This is a genomic window from Streptomonospora litoralis (assembly GCF_004323735.1).
GTDB classification, from domain to species: domain Bacteria; phylum Actinomycetota; class Actinomycetes; order Streptosporangiales; family Streptosporangiaceae; genus Streptomonospora; species Streptomonospora litoralis.
The window spans coordinates 2,261,110-2,280,662 of record NZ_CP036455.1 but is presented as its reverse complement, the minus strand read 5'-3'; the positions used below and the strand labels follow the sequence as shown (position 1 = coordinate 2,280,662).

General features: G+C 72.9%; 15 protein-coding genes and 1 pseudogene. 7 read left to right on the top strand and 9 right to left on the bottom strand.

Annotated elements, in window-relative coordinates; genetic code table 11:
• Positions 1 to 192 precede the first annotated feature (192 nt).
• Both EKD16_RS09865 and thiI read left to right on the top strand, forming a co-directional pair.
• Complete coding sequence (locus tag EKD16_RS09865; RefSeq protein WP_131098110.1) at positions 193 to 1,218, top strand: 6-phosphofructokinase; 1,026 nt, start codon at positions 193 to 195, stop codon at positions 1,216 to 1,218.
• A gap of 197 nt (positions 1,219 to 1,415) precedes the next feature.
• Positions 1,416 to 2,690 (top strand): tRNA uracil 4-sulfurtransferase ThiI, encoded by a 1,275-nt coding sequence (gene thiI / locus EKD16_RS09860; protein WP_131098109.1) that lies wholly within the window; start codon positions 1,416 to 1,418, stop codon positions 2,688 to 2,690.
• A 175-nt stretch (positions 2,691 to 2,865) separates the two neighbouring features.
• Here the strand turns inward: thiI and aroF are convergent, their stop codons facing one another.
• The gene (gene aroF / locus EKD16_RS09855; protein ID WP_131098108.1) at positions 2,866 to 3,906 is read right to left on the bottom strand and encodes a 3-deoxy-7-phosphoheptulonate synthase; all 1,041 of its coding nucleotides are present in this window, start codon (positions 3,904 to 3,906) and stop codon (positions 2,866 to 2,868) included.
• A gap of 340 nt (positions 3,907 to 4,246) precedes the next feature.
• Here aroF and EKD16_RS26070 point away from each other — a divergent pair, with 340 nt between their 5' ends.
• Both EKD16_RS26070 and EKD16_RS09845 read left to right on the top strand, forming a co-directional pair.
• Positions 4,247 to 4,849 carry a molybdopterin-dependent oxidoreductase gene (locus EKD16_RS26070; RefSeq protein ID WP_131098107.1) on the top strand — a complete coding sequence of 201 codons (603 nt, stop codon included), beginning with the start codon at positions 4,247 to 4,249 and terminating at the stop codon, positions 4,847 to 4,849.
• A gap of 646 nt (positions 4,850 to 5,495) precedes the next feature.
• Positions 5,496 to 7,058, top strand: a complete 1,563-nt coding sequence (locus EKD16_RS09845) for an IS110 family RNA-guided transposase (protein ID WP_242677319.1) — start codon at positions 5,496 to 5,498, stop codon at positions 7,056 to 7,058.
• 530 nt (positions 7,059 to 7,588) lie between these two features.
• Here the strand turns inward: EKD16_RS09845 and macS are convergent.
• From macS to EKD16_RS09830, 3 genes are all read right to left on the bottom strand, one after another.
• Positions 7,589 to 8,881, bottom strand: coding sequence for a MacS family sensor histidine kinase (gene macS, locus EKD16_RS09840; protein ID WP_394347326.1), 1,293 nt, complete (start codon positions 8,879 to 8,881; stop codon positions 7,589 to 7,591).
• A 184-nt stretch (positions 8,882 to 9,065) separates the two neighbouring features.
• Positions 9,066 to 9,893 carry a hypothetical protein gene (locus tag EKD16_RS09835; RefSeq protein WP_131098106.1) on the bottom strand — a complete coding sequence of 276 codons (828 nt, stop codon included), beginning with the start codon at positions 9,891 to 9,893 and terminating at the stop codon, positions 9,066 to 9,068.
• Positions 9,890 to 10,657, bottom strand: a complete 768-nt coding sequence (locus EKD16_RS09830) for an alpha/beta hydrolase (protein WP_131098105.1) — start codon at positions 10,655 to 10,657, stop codon at positions 9,890 to 9,892. Before EKD16_RS09830 ends, EKD16_RS09835 begins: the two co-directional genes overlap by 4 nt.
• Before the next feature lie 283 nt (positions 10,658 to 10,940).
• On the opposite strand from EKD16_RS09830, the gene EKD16_RS09825 reads away from it, so the two are divergent.
• Positions 10,941 to 11,819, top strand: a complete 879-nt coding sequence (locus EKD16_RS09825; RefSeq protein ID WP_131098104.1) for a lysophospholipid acyltransferase family protein — start codon at positions 10,941 to 10,943, stop codon at positions 11,817 to 11,819.
• A pseudogene (locus EKD16_RS26065) lies at positions 11,761 to 11,946 on the top strand (carbohydrate-binding module family 20 domain-containing protein); the annotation flags it as partial. The gene EKD16_RS09825 and the pseudogene EKD16_RS26065, both read left to right, overlap by 59 nt.
• 46 nt (positions 11,947 to 11,992) lie before the next feature.
• On the opposite strand, the gene EKD16_RS09815 reads toward EKD16_RS26065, so the two are convergent.
• The 3 genes from EKD16_RS09815 to EKD16_RS09805 all read right to left on the bottom strand — a co-directional run bounded on the left by EKD16_RS09815 (position 11,993) and on the right by EKD16_RS09805 (position 14,341).
• Positions 11,993 to 12,733, bottom strand: a complete 741-nt coding sequence (locus EKD16_RS09815) for an endonuclease/exonuclease/phosphatase family protein (RefSeq protein ID WP_242677318.1) — start codon at positions 12,731 to 12,733, stop codon at positions 11,993 to 11,995.
• 75 nt (positions 12,734 to 12,808) lie between these two features.
• On the bottom strand, positions 12,809 to 13,759 hold the full coding sequence (locus EKD16_RS09810; protein WP_131098102.1) for an ROK family glucokinase: 951 nt from the start codon (positions 13,757 to 13,759) through the stop codon (positions 12,809 to 12,811).
• Between the two features lie 114 nt (positions 13,760 to 13,873).
• On the bottom strand, positions 13,874 to 14,341 hold the full coding sequence (locus EKD16_RS09805) for a hypothetical protein (protein WP_207391486.1): 468 nt from the start codon (positions 14,339 to 14,341) through the stop codon (positions 13,874 to 13,876).
• Between the two features lie 241 nt (positions 14,342 to 14,582).
• Here EKD16_RS09805 and EKD16_RS09800 point away from each other — a divergent pair, with 241 nt between their 5' ends.
• The gene (locus EKD16_RS09800) at positions 14,583 to 16,376 is read left to right on the top strand and encodes an AMP-dependent synthetase/ligase (RefSeq protein ID WP_131102299.1); all 1,794 of its coding nucleotides are present in this window, start codon (positions 14,583 to 14,585) and stop codon (positions 16,374 to 16,376) included.
• A gap of 171 nt (positions 16,377 to 16,547) precedes the next feature.
• Here EKD16_RS09800 and EKD16_RS09795 read toward each other — a convergent pair whose 3' ends face one another.
• Both EKD16_RS09795 and EKD16_RS09785 read right to left on the bottom strand, forming a co-directional pair.
• The gene (locus tag EKD16_RS09795) at positions 16,548 to 17,699 is read right to left on the bottom strand and encodes a glycosyltransferase family 4 protein (protein ID WP_131098101.1); all 1,152 of its coding nucleotides are present in this window, start codon (positions 17,697 to 17,699) and stop codon (positions 16,548 to 16,550) included.
• A gap of 503 nt (positions 17,700 to 18,202) precedes the next feature.
• A complete protein-coding gene (locus EKD16_RS09785) occupies positions 18,203 to 19,219 on the bottom strand; it encodes a C40 family peptidase (RefSeq protein WP_207391485.1) in 1,017 nt (338 codons plus the stop codon).
• Positions 19,220 to 19,553: the final 334 nt, after the last annotated feature.

Here is a 19,553-nt window from a genome sequence, read left to right as displayed (position 1 = left end):
CACCCGGTGGACTTACCCCCCGGCGAGCGGCTTCCAACGCATGGCGGGCGCCTTCGGTGACAACGGTCACCCAGTGGCCGTCGGCGCGCGAGCGCACGACCGCCGGTCCGCAGCTGGTCCGCACCGCCCGGGGGCGCCGCCCGCGCCCGCCGAGGCGGTCAGAACGTTCACGGGAATTCGAGGAGTGCACGCATGCGAGTCGGAGTGCTGACCGGTGGCGGCGACTGCCCGGGGCTGAACGCGGTCATCCGCGCAGTGGTCCGCAAGGGCATCAAGGACTACGGCTACGAGTTCGTCGGGTTCCGTGACGGCTGGCGCGGACCGCTGGAAGGCGACACCATGCCGCTGGACCGGGCGGCCGTCAGCGGGATCCTGCCGCGCGGCGGCACGATCCTCGGATCCTCGCGCACCAACCTCATGAAGATCGAGGGCGGTGTCGAGAAGGTCAAGCAGAACATGGCCGAACTGAACATCGACGCCCTGGTCGCCATCGGCGGCGAGGACACCCTGGGTGTGGCCACCCAGCTGCACGACCAGGGCGTCAAGGTCGTGGGTGTGCCCAAGACCATCGACAACGACCTCAACGCCACGGACTACACCTTCGGCTTCGACACCGCCGTGAACATCGCCACCGAGGCGATCGACCGGCTGCACACCACCGCCGAGTCCCACCACCGCGCGCTGGTCGTGGAGGTCATGGGCCGCCACGCCGGCTGGATCGCGCTGCACTCGGGCATGGCCGCCGGCGCCAACGTGATCCTCATCCCCGAGCGCCCCTTCGACATCCACGAGGTCGTGGCGCACGTGGAGAGCCGGTTCCAGACCAACTACGCCCCCATCCTCGTCGTCGCCGAGGGCGCCCACCCCAAGGACGGCCAGATGGAGCTGTCCACCGGCGAGAAGGACTCCTTCGGCCACGTCCGCCTCGGCGGCATCGGCCAGCGCCTCTCCGAGGAGATCGAGTCGCGCACCGGCAAGGAGGCCCGCTCGGTGGTCCTGGGCCACGTGCAGCGCGGCGGCACCCCCTCGGCGTTCGACCGCGTGCTGGCCACCCGGCTGGGCGTCAACGCCATCGAGGCGGTACACGACCAGGAGTACGGCAGGATGGTCGGTCTGCAGGGCACCGAGATCGTCCGGGTGGACCTCTCGGCGGCCACGGACAAGCTCAAGACCGTCCCGAGCGAGCGCTTCGAGGAGGCCGAGGTCTTCTTCGGCTGATCCGCGCCGCGGCGGATCCGGACATCCGGCTCCGCCGTCGCGCCCCGGCGGCCGGGGCGCGGACGGCGGCTTTGCCGGGAATGCGGTCGTCCCGACCGGTCGTTGGGATGTTCGATACTGGAGGGTGCGGGGCCGCGCACGGCCCCGCTCCCTTCTCCTTCCCCCTTCAACCGGCAAGACTTCAGGGAGCCGCCGCCATGGCCGTCATGTCCGAACCCGAGGCCGTCGGGGGACGCGAGGTCGAGACCGCCGTCCAGGAGCGGTCCGCGTCCGGACCCCACGAGCTGTGCGTGCTGATGAAGCTCGGCGAGATCGTGCTCAAGGGCAGTAACCGCAGCCTGTTCGAGCGCCGCCTGCACAACAACATCCGCGCGGCGGCGCGCGGTCTGAGCCCGATCAAGCTGTCCCGGCGCGGCTCGGGGGTCGTCTTCGTGCGCATGCCCGAGGCCTCCGACATCGAGGTCGCCGAGCTCGCCGAGCGCATGAAGAACGTCATGGGCGTGGTGTGGGTGCACCTGGTGCGCCGCGTGCCCAAGGACGTCGACACCGTCACCGCGGTCGCCGTGCAGGCGCTGGCCGACCGCACGGGCTCCTTCGCCGTGCGGCCCCGCCGCCGCGACAAGCGGTTCCCGCTGACCTCCTCGCAGATCGCCCGGCACGTGGGCTCCGCCGTCCAACAGGCGCACAGTCTGCCGGTCGATCTCAAGCACCCGCAGAACACGGTCTCCATCGAGGTCGACAAGGACGAGGTGTTCGTCTTCACCGACGGCATCCCCGGCCCGGGCGGCCTGCCGGTGGGCATGAGCGGGCGCGCGCTGGTGCTGATGTCGGGCGGCATCGACTCCCCCGTGGCCGCGCACCGGATGATGCGCCGCGGCCTCAAGGTCGACTTCCTGCACTTCTCCGGCATGCCCTTCACCGGCCCGGAGTCGATCTACAAGGCCTACAGCCTGGTGCGCCAGCTCGACCGGTTCCAGGTGGGCTCGCGGCTGTTCGTCGTCCCCTTCGGCAAGGCGCAGCAGCAGCTGAAGACCTCGGGGGCGGAGCGGCTGCAGATCATCGCCCAGCGCCGGCTGATGCTCAAGACCGCCGAGGCGCTGGCCGACGACCTCGGCGCCGAGGCGCTGATCACCGGCGACGCGCTGGGCCAGGTCTCCAGCCAGACCATGACCAATCTGACCGCGCTGGACGACGCGGTGGACGCGCCGATCCTGCGTCCGCTGATCGGCATGGACAAGAGCGAGATCATGGACCAGGCGCGGCGGATCGGCACGCTGTCGATCTCCGAACTGCCCGACGAGGACTGCTGCACGCTGCTCACGCCGCGCCAGGTCGAGACCGCCGCCCAGATCCCCGACCTGCGGGTGATCGAGAAGCGGCTCGACGCCGAGGAGCTGGCCGAGCATCTGCTCACCGCCAAGCAACTGCACCGGCCCAGCTTCCTGGGCGACGCCGCTCCCGCGAAGGTCTGAGCGGGCGCGGGCCGCAACACCCGCTCCGGACCGAGGAGCCCCCGGGTCGCGGCAACGGGACACGGCTCGAAGCCCCGTGCGAAGCGCGCCGCCGAGCGAACAGCGGCGGGCTTCGCACGGCGCCGCCCCGCTCGGCGGCCCGGGACATCCGGTGGCGTGGAGGCGCCTGCTCGGATCAGACCCCGGCCGGCTGCGGCGCGGCGGTGAGGGTGCGGCCCAGCAGCGGCGGCAGGGTCTCGGCGACGCGGGCCAGCTCGGCGATGTCGCCGCCGACCAGCGCCTGCGGGCCGTCGCACAGCGCGGTCTCGGGGGTGGGGTGCACATCGACGATGACGCCGTCGGCCCCGGCCGCGATCGCCGCCCGCGACAACGGCAGCACCAGCTCGCGCTTGCCGCCCGAGTGCGAGGGGTCGACGATCACCGGCAGGTGCGACAGGCTCTGGGCCACCGGGACGGCGCTGATGTCCAGGGTGTTGCGGGTGGCCTTCTCGAAGGTGCGGATGCCGCGCTCGCAGAGCACGATGTCGAGGTTGCCGCGCTGGGCGATGTACTCGGCGGCCATCAGCCACTCCTCGATGGTGGCGTTCATGCCGCGCTTGAGCAGCACCGGGCGCCCGGCCTCCCCCGCCGCCTGCAGCAGCGCGAAGTTCTGCATGTTGCGGGTGCCGATCTGCAGCATGTCGGCGTAGCCGGCCACCAGGTCGACGTCGGCGGCGTCGACCACCTCGGTGACGATCGGCAGGCCGGTCTCGGTGCGCACGTCGGAGAGGATCTTCAGGCCGGTCTCGCCGAGCCCCTGGAAGGCGTAGGGGGAGGTGCGCGGCTTGTAGGCGCCGCCGCGCAGCAGCGCCGCCCCGGCCGCCTTGGCCATCTGCGCGGCGGCCAGCGTCTGCTCGGGGGTCTCGACGGCGCAGGGCCCGGCGACGACGGTCATGTGGTCGCCGCCGATCGGCACGCCGGCGACGCTGACCTCGGAGCGGGTGGGCTGGTTCTCACTGCTGACGAGCTTGTAGGGGACGCTGATGCGCAGGACGTCGCTGACGCCCGGCATCGCGCGCAGGTCCAGGGTCTCGAACTGGCGCACGTCGCCGACCAAACCGATGATCGTGCGGCTCACACCGCGGGTCACGTAAGCCTCGCCCCCCGCTGCGGCGACGAGGTCGACGAGGTTGTCGATATGTTCGCGGGTGGCTCCCGGCCCCATGACGATGACCATGTGCGTTGTCCCTTCGGCTGTTCGCGGGTCCGTTCGGCGGACTCGGCTGGAGGTTGTCGGCCGGACGGGCCGAGGGGAGCCGGGCGGCGGTTCGGGCCGGGCAGCAGAAGAGCCCCGGGCCTTTCCCGGCCCGGGGCTCCTCAAGTCGTCCGTGTCAGCGCAGCGCTTGGCGGGCGACCGTCCTAGCCGTGGGCCGGTAGCCATAAAAGCGCCAAAAGCTCTGCTGCATGGCACCGACTATAGCGCATCGTCCGGGCCGGGCGTACGGGCGAGGGGCGCGGCGCGTGCCGACAGCGGGTCACTGGCAGGATGTCGGTGTGAGGCGCACGAAGGAGAGCGATTGTCGGATCAGCCGCTTCCGCCGGGACAGCACGTGCCGCGCGACCGGCCCGCCCTGCACTACGGCCCCGTTCCGCGGTTCCGTGCGCACAGATGGGATCTGCGGGTCTACGGCTTCACCGAGTCGCTGGGCGAGTTCCGGTGGACCTGGCCCGAGTTCGACGCGCTCCCGCGCATCGACTCCGTCTCCGACTTCCACTGCGTGACACGTTTCACGCTGCCCGGCGTGCACTGGAGCGGCGTCTCCACCGAGACGCTGGTGGAGCTGGTGCCGCCCGCGCCGGGCGCCACCCACGTCATGGTCTGGGCGGAGTACGGCTACAGCGCCAACATGCGCCTGGACGACTTCCTGGCCCCGGACGTGCTGCTGGCCACCCACCGCGACGGTGAGCGCCTCGCCCCCGAGTACGGCCATCCGGTGCGCCTGGTGGTGCCGCACCTGTACGGCTGGAAGAGCGTGAAGTGGGTGCGCGCGGTGGAGTACCTCACCGCGGACCGCCGCGGCTTCTGGGAGGAGCGCGGCTACCACAACCGCGCCGACCCGTGGAAGGAGCAGCGCTACTCCTACCAGGAGGAACCGGGCGACGGCCCGCCGCCGACCTAAGCCGTGTTCAAGAAGTGCTGGATCGGTCCGGCTCCCATGGGCGTCCGGGCCGTGCGGCTCGGATCCGCTACGCCGACTTGCCCTGGCCTTGCCCCGTGCCGGCGGGCTGAAGGATGGGGAGCAGCGGGCATCGGGGACGGTGGCGGGCCGGGGCCCGCGGTCATCGGGCCGGGTGCCCGCCGGTAGCGGCGGGCGACGGAGGGGCGGCTCGGGTCTGCAGTGCGGCCTTGCTGATCAGCCGGGCGGCGGGTGGTCTTCACTGAAAAGCCGCAGCGAGGGCGGCGGACGGCCGGGCCCGCGGTCATCGGGCCGGGTGCCCGCCGGTAGCGGCGGGCGACGGAGGGGCGGCTCGGGTCTGCAGTGCGGCCTTGCTGATCAGCCGGGCGGCGGGTGGTCTTACGGAAAAGCGGCGGCAGTGATTGATTGAGTGGTCTCTGGGACGGAGCTGACCCCAGCGGCGGCCGACCGGGCCCACAAGCCCGTGTCCTTCCGTCGATCTGTCGCTGCGCCCCAGAGACCAACGAGCCGGACAGGAACCTGTGACCTCATAGGAGCCTGCAAGCGCACGCTTGCCCATCACTGTCCTGTCCAGGACCTGCCCGGCCCGCATCGCCCCTCTCCGCACCACACGGGAAAGGCCACCCCCATGATGGACCCCCGACCCGGCGATGTCATCGCCGGCGTGGACACCCACACCGACACCCACCACTGCGCGATCATCGACCACCTCGGCCGCCCCCTGGCCGACCGCGAATTCCCCACCACCGCCACCGGCTACGACGACCTCGCCGCCTGGACCGCCACCCACGGCCACCCCATCGCCGTCGCCATGGAAGGCACGGGCTCCTACGGCGCCGAACTCACCCGCCGGCTCACCGCCGCCGGCCACACCGCCCTCGAAGTCAACCGGCCCGACCGCTCCGCCCGCCGCCGCCACGGCAAATCCGACCCCCTGGACGCCTACGCCGCCGCCCGCGCCGCCCTGGCCGACCACGCCCGGGCCGCACCCAAGGACCGCACCGGCACCGCCGGAGCCCTGCGCCCCCTGCACCACCTGCGCACCATGCCGGTCGGCCAGCGCACCCAGACCATCAACCAGATCCACGCGCTGATCACCACCACCGGCCAGGACCTGCGCGCCTTGCTGCGCGGGCTGAGCACCACCCGGCTGATCCGAGCCTGCGCCGACCTGGAGCCCCACGCGGCCGACCCGGCGGAGTTGGCCGATCCGGATGCGGCCGCCCGCTACAGCCTGGCCGCCCTGGCCCGCCACTACCAGGACCTCACCCGCCGCATCACCGAAATCGCCCGCCACATCGACCACCTCACCGCCACCGCCGCGCCCGGCCTGCGCGCCCTGGTGTGCGTGGGCCCCCAGTCCGCCGCGCAGCTGATGCTGACCACCGGCGACAACCCCGACCGGATCACCGGCGAGGCCGCCTTCGCCCACCTGTGCGGCACCGCGCCGGTGCCCGCCTCCTCCGGGCGGCGCGACCGCCACCGCCTCAACCGCGGGGGCGACCGGGCCGCGAACAAGGTGCTGCATCAGATCGTCATCGCCCGGATGCGCCATGATGGCGACACCCGCGCCTATGTCCAGCGGCGCCTGAAGCAGGGGCTGACCAAGAAGGACATCATCCGCTGCCTCAAGCGCTATGTCGCCCGCCAGGTCTACAAAGCCCTCACGCGAACCGGTCACCAGCGCCGACACCTATACCCAAGCCGCTTGACAAATAGGAGCATCGACGGCGGCAGCGGGGCCGGGCCTGTGGTTGTCGGTTCGGGTGCTCGCCGGTGGCGGTTGCGGCGGGGGCGGCGTTCGGCCGCCGCAGGCCGGTCGGCGCGGCTTGGCCCGTCTATCGCGAACTTATGGTCGCAGGAAAGCACATCCCGCGGCCATAAGTTCACGATCATCGCCGGATGGACCGGCATACCGGACATACCGGCGCCGGTTGGCCGACGTGGTGTCGCCGTGTTGTGGCCGGGCCCGCGCAGGCTGGACGGCCGCGCGGTGTGGCGCGGTCGCGGGTGCTCGCGCGGCTCGGGGGTGCGCCGGATCGGGGGCCGGGGGCGACGACACGTCGCTCGTTGCGCCCGGGCGCGGCCGCGGGGAGTCGCACCCCCCGATGGGGTGGGCTTTTGGGGGTCTATGCCCGTTTTGCGGGCGGCCTCGGCAGGCGCAGCAGCCACGAGACGCACGAAAAGTTGACTCCGGGGCTGTTTTCGCGCCATTCGGCGCGCTTCGTGGGCCACCGCCGCCGCAGCGCGAGTGCGGGCCCACCGGGAACTCAGGCATTGACGGACAAAACACCCCGCGCTTTTTCGCATCGCGAAATTAAGGTGCGAGGACGGCACCTCGGGGCGACACCGAGGCCCATGCCACCGCACTTACGTGGATCTCGTGACTCCGACCCGGCTGCATGACCGCCGTCGACCGCCGCGTCGGGCCCTCGCCGACAATCGGGCGGCGGCGCCCCCCGGGTCTCGACCACCCGCGGCCCGGGGCGGTGACCACCGCCCGACCACCCCAGGCCCGGAACCGCCGGCGTCGTCGCCGCCCCCGCTGGCCACCGCCACCTGCGAGCACCCGACCCGGCAACCGCGGGCCCAGCCCCGCGCCGCCCTCGCCGCCGCTTTTCAGTCAAGTCCACCCGTCACCCGGCAGACCATCAAGGCCGCCCAGCAGACCGGGCTCTCCCCCGCGGCCGCCGCCGAGCCGGGCGGGCTCGTGAAGCGCCGCTACCTGGGCACGCGCATCTCGATCTCGGTGCCCTGGCCACCCGCCGTGGTGATCTCGACGGTGCCGCCGAGGTCGGCGATGCGGCCGCGGATCGACTGGGCCACGCCCATCCGTCCTTCGGCGGCGGCCTCGTCCAGGCGCCGGGGCGCGATTCCGGGACCGTCGTCGCGCACCGTCACCGTTACACGCTCGCCCTCGTCCTCGACCAGCAGCCAGGCACCCGTCTGCGGCGGGCAGTGCCGCTCGACGTTGCCCAGCGCCTCGCGCACCGCGGCGTCGATCTCGTGGGCGGCGTGCGGGGCCAGTGCGACCGCGGTCGCCGGGGCGGAGACGGTCACCCGCGCGCCGGAGTGCCTTTCGAGCAGGTCCGTCAGATCGGCGGTGAGCGAGGCGGCCTCCCATGCGGTGGACTCGGCCGCCCGGCCGCGGGCACCGGTGGGTCCGGGCGCCGCCGCGGGTGCTGCCGCCGGGGCGGCGCCCGCCCCGTGGCGGACGCCGATCAGCGCCCGCAGCTTCACCTCCTGCTCGCCGGCCAGCCGCCCGAGTTCGGCCGCCTCACCGCCCGCCTCGGCGCCGCGCCGCTGCACCATCGCCAGGACCTGCAGCACGGAGTCGTGGATGGAGCGGCCCAGCCGCTCGCGCTCGCGGGTGCGCGCCTCCAGTTCGACGGCCTCGGCGAAGCGCCGCTCGGCCGCCGCGGCGTAGTTGGCCAGGTAGCCCACGCAGTAGCCGGCCAGCAGCAGCAGGACCACGCCCCGCGGCACGGCGGCGGAGATCGTCAGCCCCAGCGCGGTCCGCACCGCGATGTCGACGACTCCGTGGGCCAGCGCCGCACCCAGCGCCAGGCGCCGCCCGGCAACCACGGCGGCCGCCAGAACGGCGCCGCCGAACCAGGTGGTGGTCAGCGGCGGCGCCATGCGCAGGTATCCCGGCTCGACCACCAGCACGGTGGCGGCCAGGCAGCCGAAGGCCACGGCCAGATCGGCCGCGAGCAGGGCCCGGGTGCGGCGGTGCGGCCGGGCGTAGAGCGCGGTCGAGGCGGCGGTCCAGGCGGCCATGGCGGCCAGGACCGACCAGGCCGCCCACGGCCGCGCCAGCAGGTCGAGGTGCTGGGCCATCAGGAAGACGGCGTAGCCCACCGACGCGGCGCGGAAGACGGCGATGGCGCGCCACAGCGGCGCGGAGAAGCCCATTCGGGCGTCGTCCGCGGTGTCGGCTGCCGCTCCGGAGGGGGCGGGACGCTCGGCGGGGGCTGGGGCGGCGCCGGTCGCGTCGGGGGCTTCGGAGATCATATGGGGGTGTCCTGGCGGCTGCGGGGATGTGGACGCCGCCCGCACGCGGCTGCGGTGAGTGCGGCGGAGGGGTGGGGGTGTGCTGACGCCGTTGCGGGCCGCGGGCGCCTGCGGTGCGCGGCTCCGCGCCGAAGCGGCGGGCGGGGTGGCGGAGGTGGTGCGCCGGCCGCCGGGCCGTTCCGGCTCAGACCACGGCGCCGTCGTCCGGGCCGTTGTCGCCGGGCGGGCGGTCGCCCATGCGTACGACCAGGACGACGAACCCGGCGATGAAGGCGGCCACGGCCAGGAACGCGACCCAGCCGGGCAGGGACATGCCCAGCAGCATCGAGCCCAGCAGCACGAGCGGACCGCCGAACAGCCCGGCCCAGGACAGCCGGCTGGTGAGGTCGCCGCGCGGCAGCGGCGGGGGCGGAGGCGGAACGTAGTGGTCGTGGTCGTCTCCGGGCTCGGCCGGGCGGACCACCCGGCCGCGCGGGGAGCCCGCTGTGTCGTCGGCCGCGCGGGGGTCCTCGCCGCCCTCCGCGGTGTCGGTCGCGCCCTCCTCTGCGTCGGCCGTGCGCTCGTTATCGGCGAGGTTCTCGGCGTCGGGCCAGGCCGCCTCGGCGGGCCCGGGGGTGTCGTAGAAACGCGCCACCAGGTCGGCCCACACGTCGTCGTCGGCGGAGCCGACGGGCGCCTCGGGCTCGGCCGAGGGCTGGTGCCGGGGGATCTCGGAGGGCTCCGCGGACTCGGCGGCCCCGGAGTCGGAGCTGAAGCGCTCCAGGTCGGGCAGCTGGTCGCGGAGGATCGCCTCGGCGGCGGCACGCTCGCGGGAGTCGACGTAGAGGTGGTCGGTGGGGGGTTCGGCGACGGCGCCCGACTCCTCCAGCACCCCCTCGTCCAGTTGCACGGCGTAGGCGGCGATCCCGGACTCGCGCAGCGCGTCGAGCATCTGGTCGGCCGGCGCTCTCGGGAGCAGGATGAGGGGGACGTAGGTGTCGGCGAGAAGGCCGTTGCCCCGGCGATTCGTCATCGCTTCGTCCCTTCCCCGCTCCTGCTGTGCTCGCGGACGAACGCGAGGCTCCCGTCGAAGATGGTTGAGGCGTCGTAGTCGAGGGTGGCCACGTGGTAGCTGTGGTCCAGCGAGTGGACGCGCAGCCGCGCGTTGACCGCCCTACTCGTGAGGATACGCAGACTCCGGGGCCCCACGACATGATCCTGCGGACTTCTGTAGGCCAGGACCGGCGCGGTGATGGAGGCCATGTCCCGTTTCGTGTCGCGCCACAGTTTCGGAAGCGTCGCCGCCGCGGCTGTGGGCACCCGTTCGTAGGAGCCTTCTCCGGCGCCGGGTTTGTTGATGTCCTCGCCCACGGCGGCGGTGGTCGGCACGAACGGGGCGAGCAGGCGGGCGACCGGCAGCAGCAGGTTCTCCACCGCCAGCGACGGGTTGACGACGACCGCTCCGCGGACCTTGTCCGGGTGCAGCTCGGCCAGCCGCAGCGCCAGGCATCCGCCCATCGACAGACCCATCACGAAGACGGTGTCGCAGACCTCGTGCAGCCGCAGCAGCGCCGACTCCGCGGTGGCCAGCCACTGCGTGCTCGTGGTGGCGGCCATCTCCTGCCAGGTGGTGCCGTGTCCCGGCAGCAGCGGCAGGTCGACGGTCAGTCCCGCGGCGGCCAGGTGCTCGGCCCAGGGCCGCATGGAGCGCGGGGTGCCGGTGAACCCGTGGCACAGCAGTACGCCGACCCCGTCACCGTGGCGGTGGTAGGGCTCGGCGCCCGGCATCGACGGCATTCGGGCCCTCCTCGATTCCGAGCAGTGGGCGCGGCGGGGCGGCCGCGCCTGTCCAAGTCGACTTTACGAAACCGGCACGCGGAGCGCGCCCCCGGTACCCCGTCGACTGCGGCCGGCGGATGCCCCGGCCCGTCGGCGCGACTCCACTACCAGGGGGTAACTTCCGCCGGCATTGGTAGTCCGGCGCCGACAATGGGAAGATGACCACGATTGTTCGTGGAAGCGGGAAGGACAGCGCGCGTTCGGCGAGAGGCGCGCCCCGCGTGGTCGAGGGTGAGTGCCGGTGTTCTATTGGGTGGTCAAGGCGATTCTGGGCCCCGTGCTCGCGGTGCTGTGGCAGCCGCGCGCCGAGGGTGTCGAGAACGTGCCCCGGCAGGGACCGGCGGTCATGGTGGGCAACCATCTGTCCTTCTCCGACCACTTCTTCGGGCCGCTGCCGCTGCCCCGCAAGATCACCTTCCTGGCGAAGGCCGAGTACTTCACGGGCACCGGCATCAAGGGCCTGGCCAGCCGCCTGTTCTTCACCGGTGTCGGGCAGATCCCCATCGACCGCTCGGGCGGTAAGGCCAGCGAGGCGGCGCTGCGCACCGGGCTGAAGGTGCTCAAGCAGGGCCGGCTGCTCGGGATGTACCCCGAGGGCACGCGCTCGCCGGACGGCAAGCTCTACCGCGGGCGCACCGGGGTCGCGCGGGTGGCGCTGGAGTCGAGGGCGCCGGTGATCCCGATGGCGATGATCAACGTCGACAAGATCATGCCGCCCGGCCGCTCTGTGCCCAAGCTCGGCATCCGGCCCAAGGTCGTCTTCGGCAAGCCGCTGGACTTCTCCCGCTACTACGGGATGGAGAAGGACCCGCGGGTGCTGCGCGCCGTCACCGACGAGATCATGTACGCCCTCATGGACCTCTCGGGCCAGGAGTACGTCGACCGCTACGCGCAGTCGGTCAAGACGGAACTGGAGGCCGCGGCCAAGGAGGAGAAGGAGGAGCAGCACGCGGGCGCGAAGGAGCGCAAGCGCACCGAGCGGGCCGCGCGCAAGGCGCGCCGCAAGAACGCCCGCAAGGCGAAGAACAAGGCGCGCGCCGAGGCCGACACCGATCCCGACGGTGTGCCGGCCTCCGATCCCGACTCCGAGCGCGGCGCGAACCCCGGCACAGCCGCGTAGGGCGCTGCCGAGTTATCCCACCTGGAGCGGGAGCGTCGACATACCCGAGGGGACGGCCTTCGAGTACAAGCTCGTGCAGGTCGCCCCCGACGGCGCGGTCGAGTGGGAGTCCGGCGACGACCGCAGCGCCGCGGCCGGCTCCCCCGGCGACGACTGCGCGCCGCTCCGTCGCCTCAGCCGCCCTCCGCCGCCTCCGTCACGGGTTCGGCCTCCAGGGAGATGTCGGCGAGCACGGGCCGGTGGTCGCTGGCGTCGGCCATGTCGGCGGCGTCGGCCGGCTCCACCGGCACGCCGGCGCGGTGCACCTCGACCGCGCCCGAGGTGAAGACCCCGTCGATGCGGCGGGCAGGGTTGCGCGCGGGGAAGGTCGCCGCCTCTCCCCACGGGTGCTCGCCCGCGGCGTCGCGCAGCCCGGCCGTGATCAGCCGCCAGGCCGAGCTTCCGGGCTCGGCGTTGACGTCGGCGGCCAGCACGCTGGGGCCCGGGTTCTCCACGGCGAAGGCGGCGAGGTAGTCCACCGCCTCCCCGGCATGGTGCAGGCGCGCGCCCGGATGCAGGTCCAGATGGGTGCAGCCGACCAGCAGCGGGCGCCCATCCACCTGCAGCGCGGCCATGGACAGGGTGCGCACCCGCAGGCCGGGGTAGCGCCGCAGCACGCGGTGGCCGATGCGGTGCACCTCGATGCCCGGGCGGCAGAGGACGGCCAGCCCGCCGGTGCGGCGGCTGATCGCCGGGATCATCCCCATCATCCGGTCCAGGCTGCGCCGCCGCGACTGCCAGCGCAGCAGCCGCGGGGCCTCCTGCAGGCAGACGACGTCCGGGTCGCACGCGCGGACGACCCGAGCCACCGCCTGGGCGTCGTCGCGCAGGGCATGCACGTTGTAGCTCAGCACGCGGATCCGAGTATTCGACACGTCCCCAGGACTACCCGCGTCTGGGCACGCCATGGGTGCGGGCCGCCACTCGGCGAGCCGCCCGAGGGGGTCCGCTCAGCGCAGCGCCAGGTCGGCGGCGCCGACGATGCCGGCCGCGGAGCCCAGTTCGGCGATGCGGATGTCGGCGAGGCGGCGGGTGGAGCGACCGGTGACGTGGCGTGCGAAGGACTCGCGGACCGGGTCGAGCAGGATGTCGCCGGCGTCGGAGACACCGCCGCCGATCAGGAACAGCTCCGGGTCGAGGATCGCGGCGAGGTCGGCGAGCCCGAGGCCCACCCACTCCCCCACTGCGCGGAAGCAGGCCAGGGCGCCCTCGTCGCCCTCCACGGCGGCGCGGGTGATCTCGCGGCCCTGGATGTCCTCGGGGTCGCCCCCGGCCAGTTCGGCCATGCGCTCGGCACGCTTGGGTTCGGCGCGGGCGAGGTCGTGCGCCTCGCCGACGAGGGCGCGGCCGCTGGCGTACTGCTCCCAGCAGCCGTGGTTGCCGCAGCCGCAGCGGCGTCCGAAGGGCACGACGCGGTAGTGGCCGACCTCGGCGGCGACGCCGTAGCGGCCGCGCTGCAGTTCGCCGTTCATCACGACGGCGCCGCCCACCCCGGTACCCAGGGTGACGCAGACGACGTGCTCGCTGCCGCGGCCGGCGCCGAACCGGACCTCCGCCCACGCCGCGGCGTTGGCGTCGTTCTCCACGACGACCGGCAGGTCCACCCGGCGGCGCAGCCGCTCTTTGAACGGCTCCTCGGCCAGGCCGAGGTTCGCGCCGAGCACGATGGTTGCGCGGTCGGCGTCGACGAAGCCGGCTGTGCCCACGCCGATCGCGCTGATGGGGGCGCCGGTGTGCCGCTCGCGCAGTTCGGCGACCGCCCGGCCGACGACGTCGGCGAGCGCCTCGCCGTCGCCGTAGGGCGTGGGGTGCTTGACGACGTCGCCGATCCGCCCGTCGGAGTCGACGATGCCCGCGGCCACCTTGGTGCCGCCGATGTCCACGCCGATCGTCGTCCGCATGGGCGGTTCCCTCTCTCCTATCCGGCGGCGCGCCGCACCGCCCGCGCCCGGACGGGCCGACGGGCTGTCCCGGGCGCGGCGATTGGACTAAACCAGTTCCCGCCGGATTCTAGATCACTCGCCTTTGGAGATCTCACGCGGTGCCTCGACCCGGTTCGGGCCGGTGCCCGCGTCGGACGGGGCGGAGGACCCGGGGTCGGGGGTGCGGCGCTCCAGTGCGCGCTCGACGACGCCGAGGGTCTCGCCGAAGGCGCCGACCGCGGCGATGCCGGCCCGACCGATGTGGCCCGCGACCTCGGGCGCCTTCTTGCGCGCGATGCCCAGCAACTCCTCCAGCGGCGAAGGCTCCGGCTGGGGCTGCTCGTACTTGATCGCCTCCTCCCACACGTCACCCTTGGGCGGAGGCGCCGACGCGGCGGAGACGCCGCGGCGCACGCCGGCGACGAGCAGTCGGCGCTGCAGCGTGTCCACCATGCGCAGCGCGTCGTCGATCATGTCCTGGGTTCCGTTCTCCCGGCGGTCGGTGTCGCGACCGGCCTCGGGGCCGCTGTCGCGACCGGTGTCGCGGTCGGATTCGGTCATGGCGGTGTCCTGCCCCCACTTCCCCTGCGTTCCTCGGCTCTGCCCGTCACGTTAGCCGCCCGCGGCCCCGCGGTGGCGACACGCGGCGGGATTTCCGGGATATCCCCGGCGAAGCCCCGGGACTCCCTGAACTCGCGGATCACTATCGGATACCAGGCGATAACGTGTTCTACCCGCGGGTAAGGAAAGTTGTTACGGTCGTGCTGTCCCCTCGTGGAAACAGATGTCCGGGAGCGATCACGTGCGCGAATACAGCAGTCCGGTCAAAGTGGAGGTCGCGGTCGAGTCGCGCCTGCCCGACACGCTCTTCGCACGGGCGGAGGAAGAGCCCGACGCCGTCGCGTTCCGCCGCCAGGAGGCGGGGCAGTGGCGCGACGTCACCTGCGCGCGGTTCCGCGACGACGTCGCCGCGGTCGCCAAAGGGCTGATCGCCGCCGGTATCGAGCACGGCGACCGGGTCGGCCTGATGTCGCGCACCCGCTACGAGTGGACCGTCGTCGACTACGCCGTGTGGGCGGCCGGCGCCGTCACCGTCCCCATCTACGAGTCCTCCTCCGAGGAGCAGGTTTCCTGGATCCTCGGCGACTCCGGCAGCCGGGCGGTCTTCGTCGAGAGCCCCGAGCACGCGAAGCGGGTCGAGGCCGCCCGCGCCGACCTGCCCGACCTGGGCCACCTCTGGCAGATCGACGGGCCGGACTTCGCCGAGTTCCAGCGGAGCGGGGAGGAGGTCGCCGACGCGACCCTCGACGAGCGCCGCACGGCCGGCACGGCCGACGAGATCGCCACGCTGATCTACACCTCGGGCACCACCGGCCGCCCCAAGGGCTGCGAACTGACCCACCGCAACCTGCTCTTCACCATCCTCAACGCCGTCCACGGCCCGCTGGAGGAGGTCTTCTCCATCGAGGGCCGCTCGACGCTGCTGTTCCTGCCGCTGGCGCACTCCTTCGCCCGCATCATCCAGATCGGCTGCGTCGAGTCGCGCACCGTGATGGGCCACTTCCCCAGCACCGGCCCCGAGGTGATCGACGCGCTGGGCTCGTTCCGCCCCACCTTCCTGCTCGCGATGCCGCGGGTGTTCGAGAAGGTCTACAACAAGGCCGAGCAGAAGGCCGCCTCCGAGGGGCGCGGGCGCATCTTCCGCGCCGCCGCCGACACCGCCGTGGCCTACAGCCGCGCGCTGGACAGCGGACGCGTCCCGCTGTCGCTGCGGCTGCGCCACGCCCTGTTCGAGCGGCTGGTCTACGGCAAGATCCTCGCCGCGGTCGGCGGGCAGGCCCGCTACTCGGTCTCGGGCGGCTCCGCGCTCGGCGAGCGGCTGGGCCACTTCTTCCGCGGCGTGGGCCTGACCATCATCGAGGGCTACGGCCTCACCGAGACCTCGGCGCCCACCTGCGTGAACAGCCCGGCCAGGAACAAGGTGGGCACGGTCGGCCCGCCGCTGCCCGGGGTCAGCCACCGCATCGCCGAGGACGGCGAGATCCTGGTCAAGGGCGACCACGTGATGCGCGGCTACTGGCAGAACGCGAAGGCCACCGAGGAGGCGTTCGACGAGGACGGCTGGTACCGCACCGGCGACCTCGGCTCGCTGGACGAGGACGGCTACCTCACCATCACCGGACGCAAGAAGGAGATCATCGTCACCGCGGGCGGCAAGAACGTCGCCCCGGCGGTGATCGAGGACCGGCTGCGCAGCCACGCCATCGTCAGCCAGTGCATGGTGGTCGGCGACAACCGCAACTTCGTCTCCGCGCTGGTCACCATCGACCCCGAAGCCTTCGGGTTCTGGAGGGAGCGGAACGGCAAGAGCGGCGAGATCCCGGACATGACCGAGGACCCCGACCTCGTCGCCGCCGTGCAGGAGGCCGTGGACGACGCCAACAAGGCCGTCTCGCGGGCGGAGTCGGTGCGCAAGTTCACCATCCTGCCGGTGGACTTCTCCGAGGAGGGCGGGCAGATGACGCCGTCGCTCAAGGTCAAGCGGCACGTGGTGGCCAAGCAGTTCAGCGAGGAGATCGACAGCCTCTACAGCTGAGGCCGCCAGGCGGGACCGAGCGGGCGGGCGCGGGCCGGGAGGTCCCGCGTCCGCCTTTGCGCGTCCCGCCGCCGGCGGCGCCGCGCGGGGGCTCCACCCGCTCGGCTGAGGACTCCCGCGGTGTCGCGCAGCGCCTCAGTCCCGCACCCGCGCTCGCGGCACTCCCGCCGCTCAGGGCGTCAGCAACTCCGCCAGCCGCGCCGACACCCGGTCCCAGGTCCACTCCCGCTGCACCCAGGCGCGGCCGCGCTCACCCATCGCCGCCGCATCCTCGGGATCGCGCAGCAGCCGGATGAGCGCCCGCGCCGTGGGACCGGGCCGGGCGCCGTCGACCACCAGGCCCGTCTCCCCTTCGCGCACCGCGTCGGGCGCACCGCCGGAGCGCCCGGCGACCACGGGCAGGCCGCTCGCCGACGCCTCCAGGTAGACGATGCCCAAGCCCTCGACGTCGAGCCCGCCGTTGCGGGTGCGGCAGGGCATGGCGAAAACGTCGCCGGCGTCGTAGTAGGCGGGCAGGTCCGCGGCGGCGACGTCGCCGGCGAAGTGCACGGAGTCCGAGACGCCCTGCTCGCGCGCCATCGCCTCCAGCCGTCGCCGGTAGGGGCCGCCGCCCACCAGCAGCAGCGCCGCGCCGGGCACGTCGGCCAGGATGCGCGGCCAGGCGCGCAGCAGCGTGTCCTGGCCCTTGCGCGCCACCAGCCGCGAAACGCACACCACCACCGGGCGCCCGGTCAGACCGTGGCGCTCGCGCACGGCCTCGCCGCCCGCTCCGGGCCGGAACCGGTCGGTGTCGACGCCCGGCGCCAGTCGGCGCATGCGCGCGGCCGCGGCGGGCGACAGCGCCCGCGCCAGGCGCGTGCGCGTGTAGTCGCCCAGATAGGTCAGCGCGTCGGTCTCCTCCCCGATGCGGTGGAGCGCCCGGCGCGCGCCCGGCAGCACCGACCAGCCCGTCTCGTGGCCGTGGGTCAGCCCCACGATGCGGCGCACCCCGGCGCGGCGCAGACGGCCCGCGAGCAGCCCCAGCGGCGCGGCGGCCCCGAACAGCACCGAGTCGCACCCCTCCAGCCCGGCGATCCGCTCGGCGCGGCGCCCCACCGCCGGGGTGGGCAGCAGCACCGAGGTGCGCTCGCGCACCACCGGGAACGGCAGCCCGAGATCGAAGTCGGCGGCCCGCTGCCACCCGGCCGAGCCCCGCGATCCCGGCGTCGAGCAGTACACGACCACGGAATCGGCGGGCCGACGCATGGCCAACTCGTGCACGAATGCCTGGATCCCACCGGGGCGCGGCGGAAAGTCGTTGGTGATGATGAGCGTACGCGGCACGAGGCGGAGTCTAGTGCTTCTCCCCGGAGCGCGGTCTGCGCTGCCGGCGGCGCGGTGCTGCCGACCACGGGGCTACGCGGCCGCCTACCCCGGATGTCACCGCCTCCTGCGACGATTCGGGAATGGACATGCTGCGTTGCGACTACTGCGACCTACTCATCGGTGCCGGGTGCGCGTGCTCTCGTTCCCCGCAACCTCCCCCCGGGGAGTCCGCCGAGGGCTCGGGGGCGACCTTTCCCTCGTCGTCCATCCTGATCTCGCCGACCCGGTACGCCCACCGGCCCGGGTGCGGCCACTTGTCGGACTCGGCGATCCACCCGCCAGAGTGGGGATGGATCACCGGTGCCGACCCGCACTTGTGGACACGCATCGCCCAGGGGCATGCCGTGTACGCCACGGAGGGCAATCCGCAGCGCTACGCCGTGCGGCGCTGTACGACCTGCGAGGGATGACGCGGCGGCGAGCAGGCGGCGCCCCACCCACCGCGGAGCGCCCGCTGCGGGTCAGGGGCGTACCGCCGAGTGGAAGTTGCTCTGGTAGTAGCCGCTCAGGGAGACCTCCGCCACCGGCTTGGACGGGTTGGAGGCGTGCACCATCTTGCCGTTGCCGACGTACATGCCCACGTGGCTGGGGCCGTCGTAGAAGAAGATCAGGTCGCCGGGCTGCATCGCGCCCCAGGAGACGGAGGTTCCGGCGTTGACCTGGCTGTAGGTGGTGCGCGGCAGGCTCACTCCGCCCTGGGACCAGGCGGCCTGGACCAGGCTGGAGCAGTCCCAGACGTCGGGGCCGTTGGCGCCGAGGCTGTAGGAGTCGCCGATCTGGGCGTAGATGAAGTCGAGCGCGGCTCCGGCGCTGCCCGAGGCGCTGCCGGTGTAGGAGGCGCCCCCGCCGCCGCTGCTTCCGCCGCCGACACCGGAGGTGGCCGCGGCGGCCTCCTCGGCGGTGAGGTCGGAGAGGATGTCCTCCTGCTCCTCGATCTTCGTCGCGGCCTCGTCCTTGGCCTCTTCGGCCTCGTCGAGCTTGTCCTTGGCCGTGTCCTCGGTGTCGGCGGCCTCGGCCGTGAGGTCGTCCAGCTTCTCCTTCTCCTCGTTGTAGTCGACGAGGGTCTGGCGCTGGTTCTCCGAAAGGTAGCCGAGGTCGGCGGCCTGCTCCAGAGCGGCTTCAGGGCCGCTGGAGCTGAGCAGATAGGCGGGCGAACCGTAGTCGGCGTTGGTGTAGGCCGCGTTGGCCAGCGCGCGGATGTCGCCCTGCATGCCGTCGATCTTGTCTTGAGTCTCCTGCTTGTCCTTCTTCAGGTCCTCAAGCTTCTCTTTCGCGGCGTCGTGGTCCTGCTTCGCCTGGTTGTACTTCTCGGCGAGCTCCGCGTGCTCCTCTTCGAGCTTCTCGATCTTGTTGCGCACCTCGTCGGCGGTCGGTTCGGCGACCGCGGCGCTGGTGGACAGGATCAGGGCTCCTGCGGCGACGAACCCGACGGTCGCGAGATGCCGGCGGAACGAGCCACGTTCATGGCGTTCATCCACGATGGTGGCACACCTTTCTGCCAGGACCGCCTACCGGAGGGGCGCAGGCCGGGCGGCGACGCGGCACAGGTCGGACCGCGGAGGCTGATGGCAGCCGAAAACACCCGGGGAGTCTGCGTGCGGCGCGCGGGGGACGCGACCGCGGGGTCCGGTCTCCGCCGGCCGAGCGGTGGGGCGGCCGGTGCGGAGGTCGGCGGGAGGCGGCCGCTGCCGCCCTTCTGGCGGCAAGAGCGACGACCGCACTCGGCGAGGAACACTAGTGCATCCCCGACACCATACTCAACCGTTTCGTTACTTTTTCTGGCGATTTACGGCATGTCCGCATTGCAAAGGA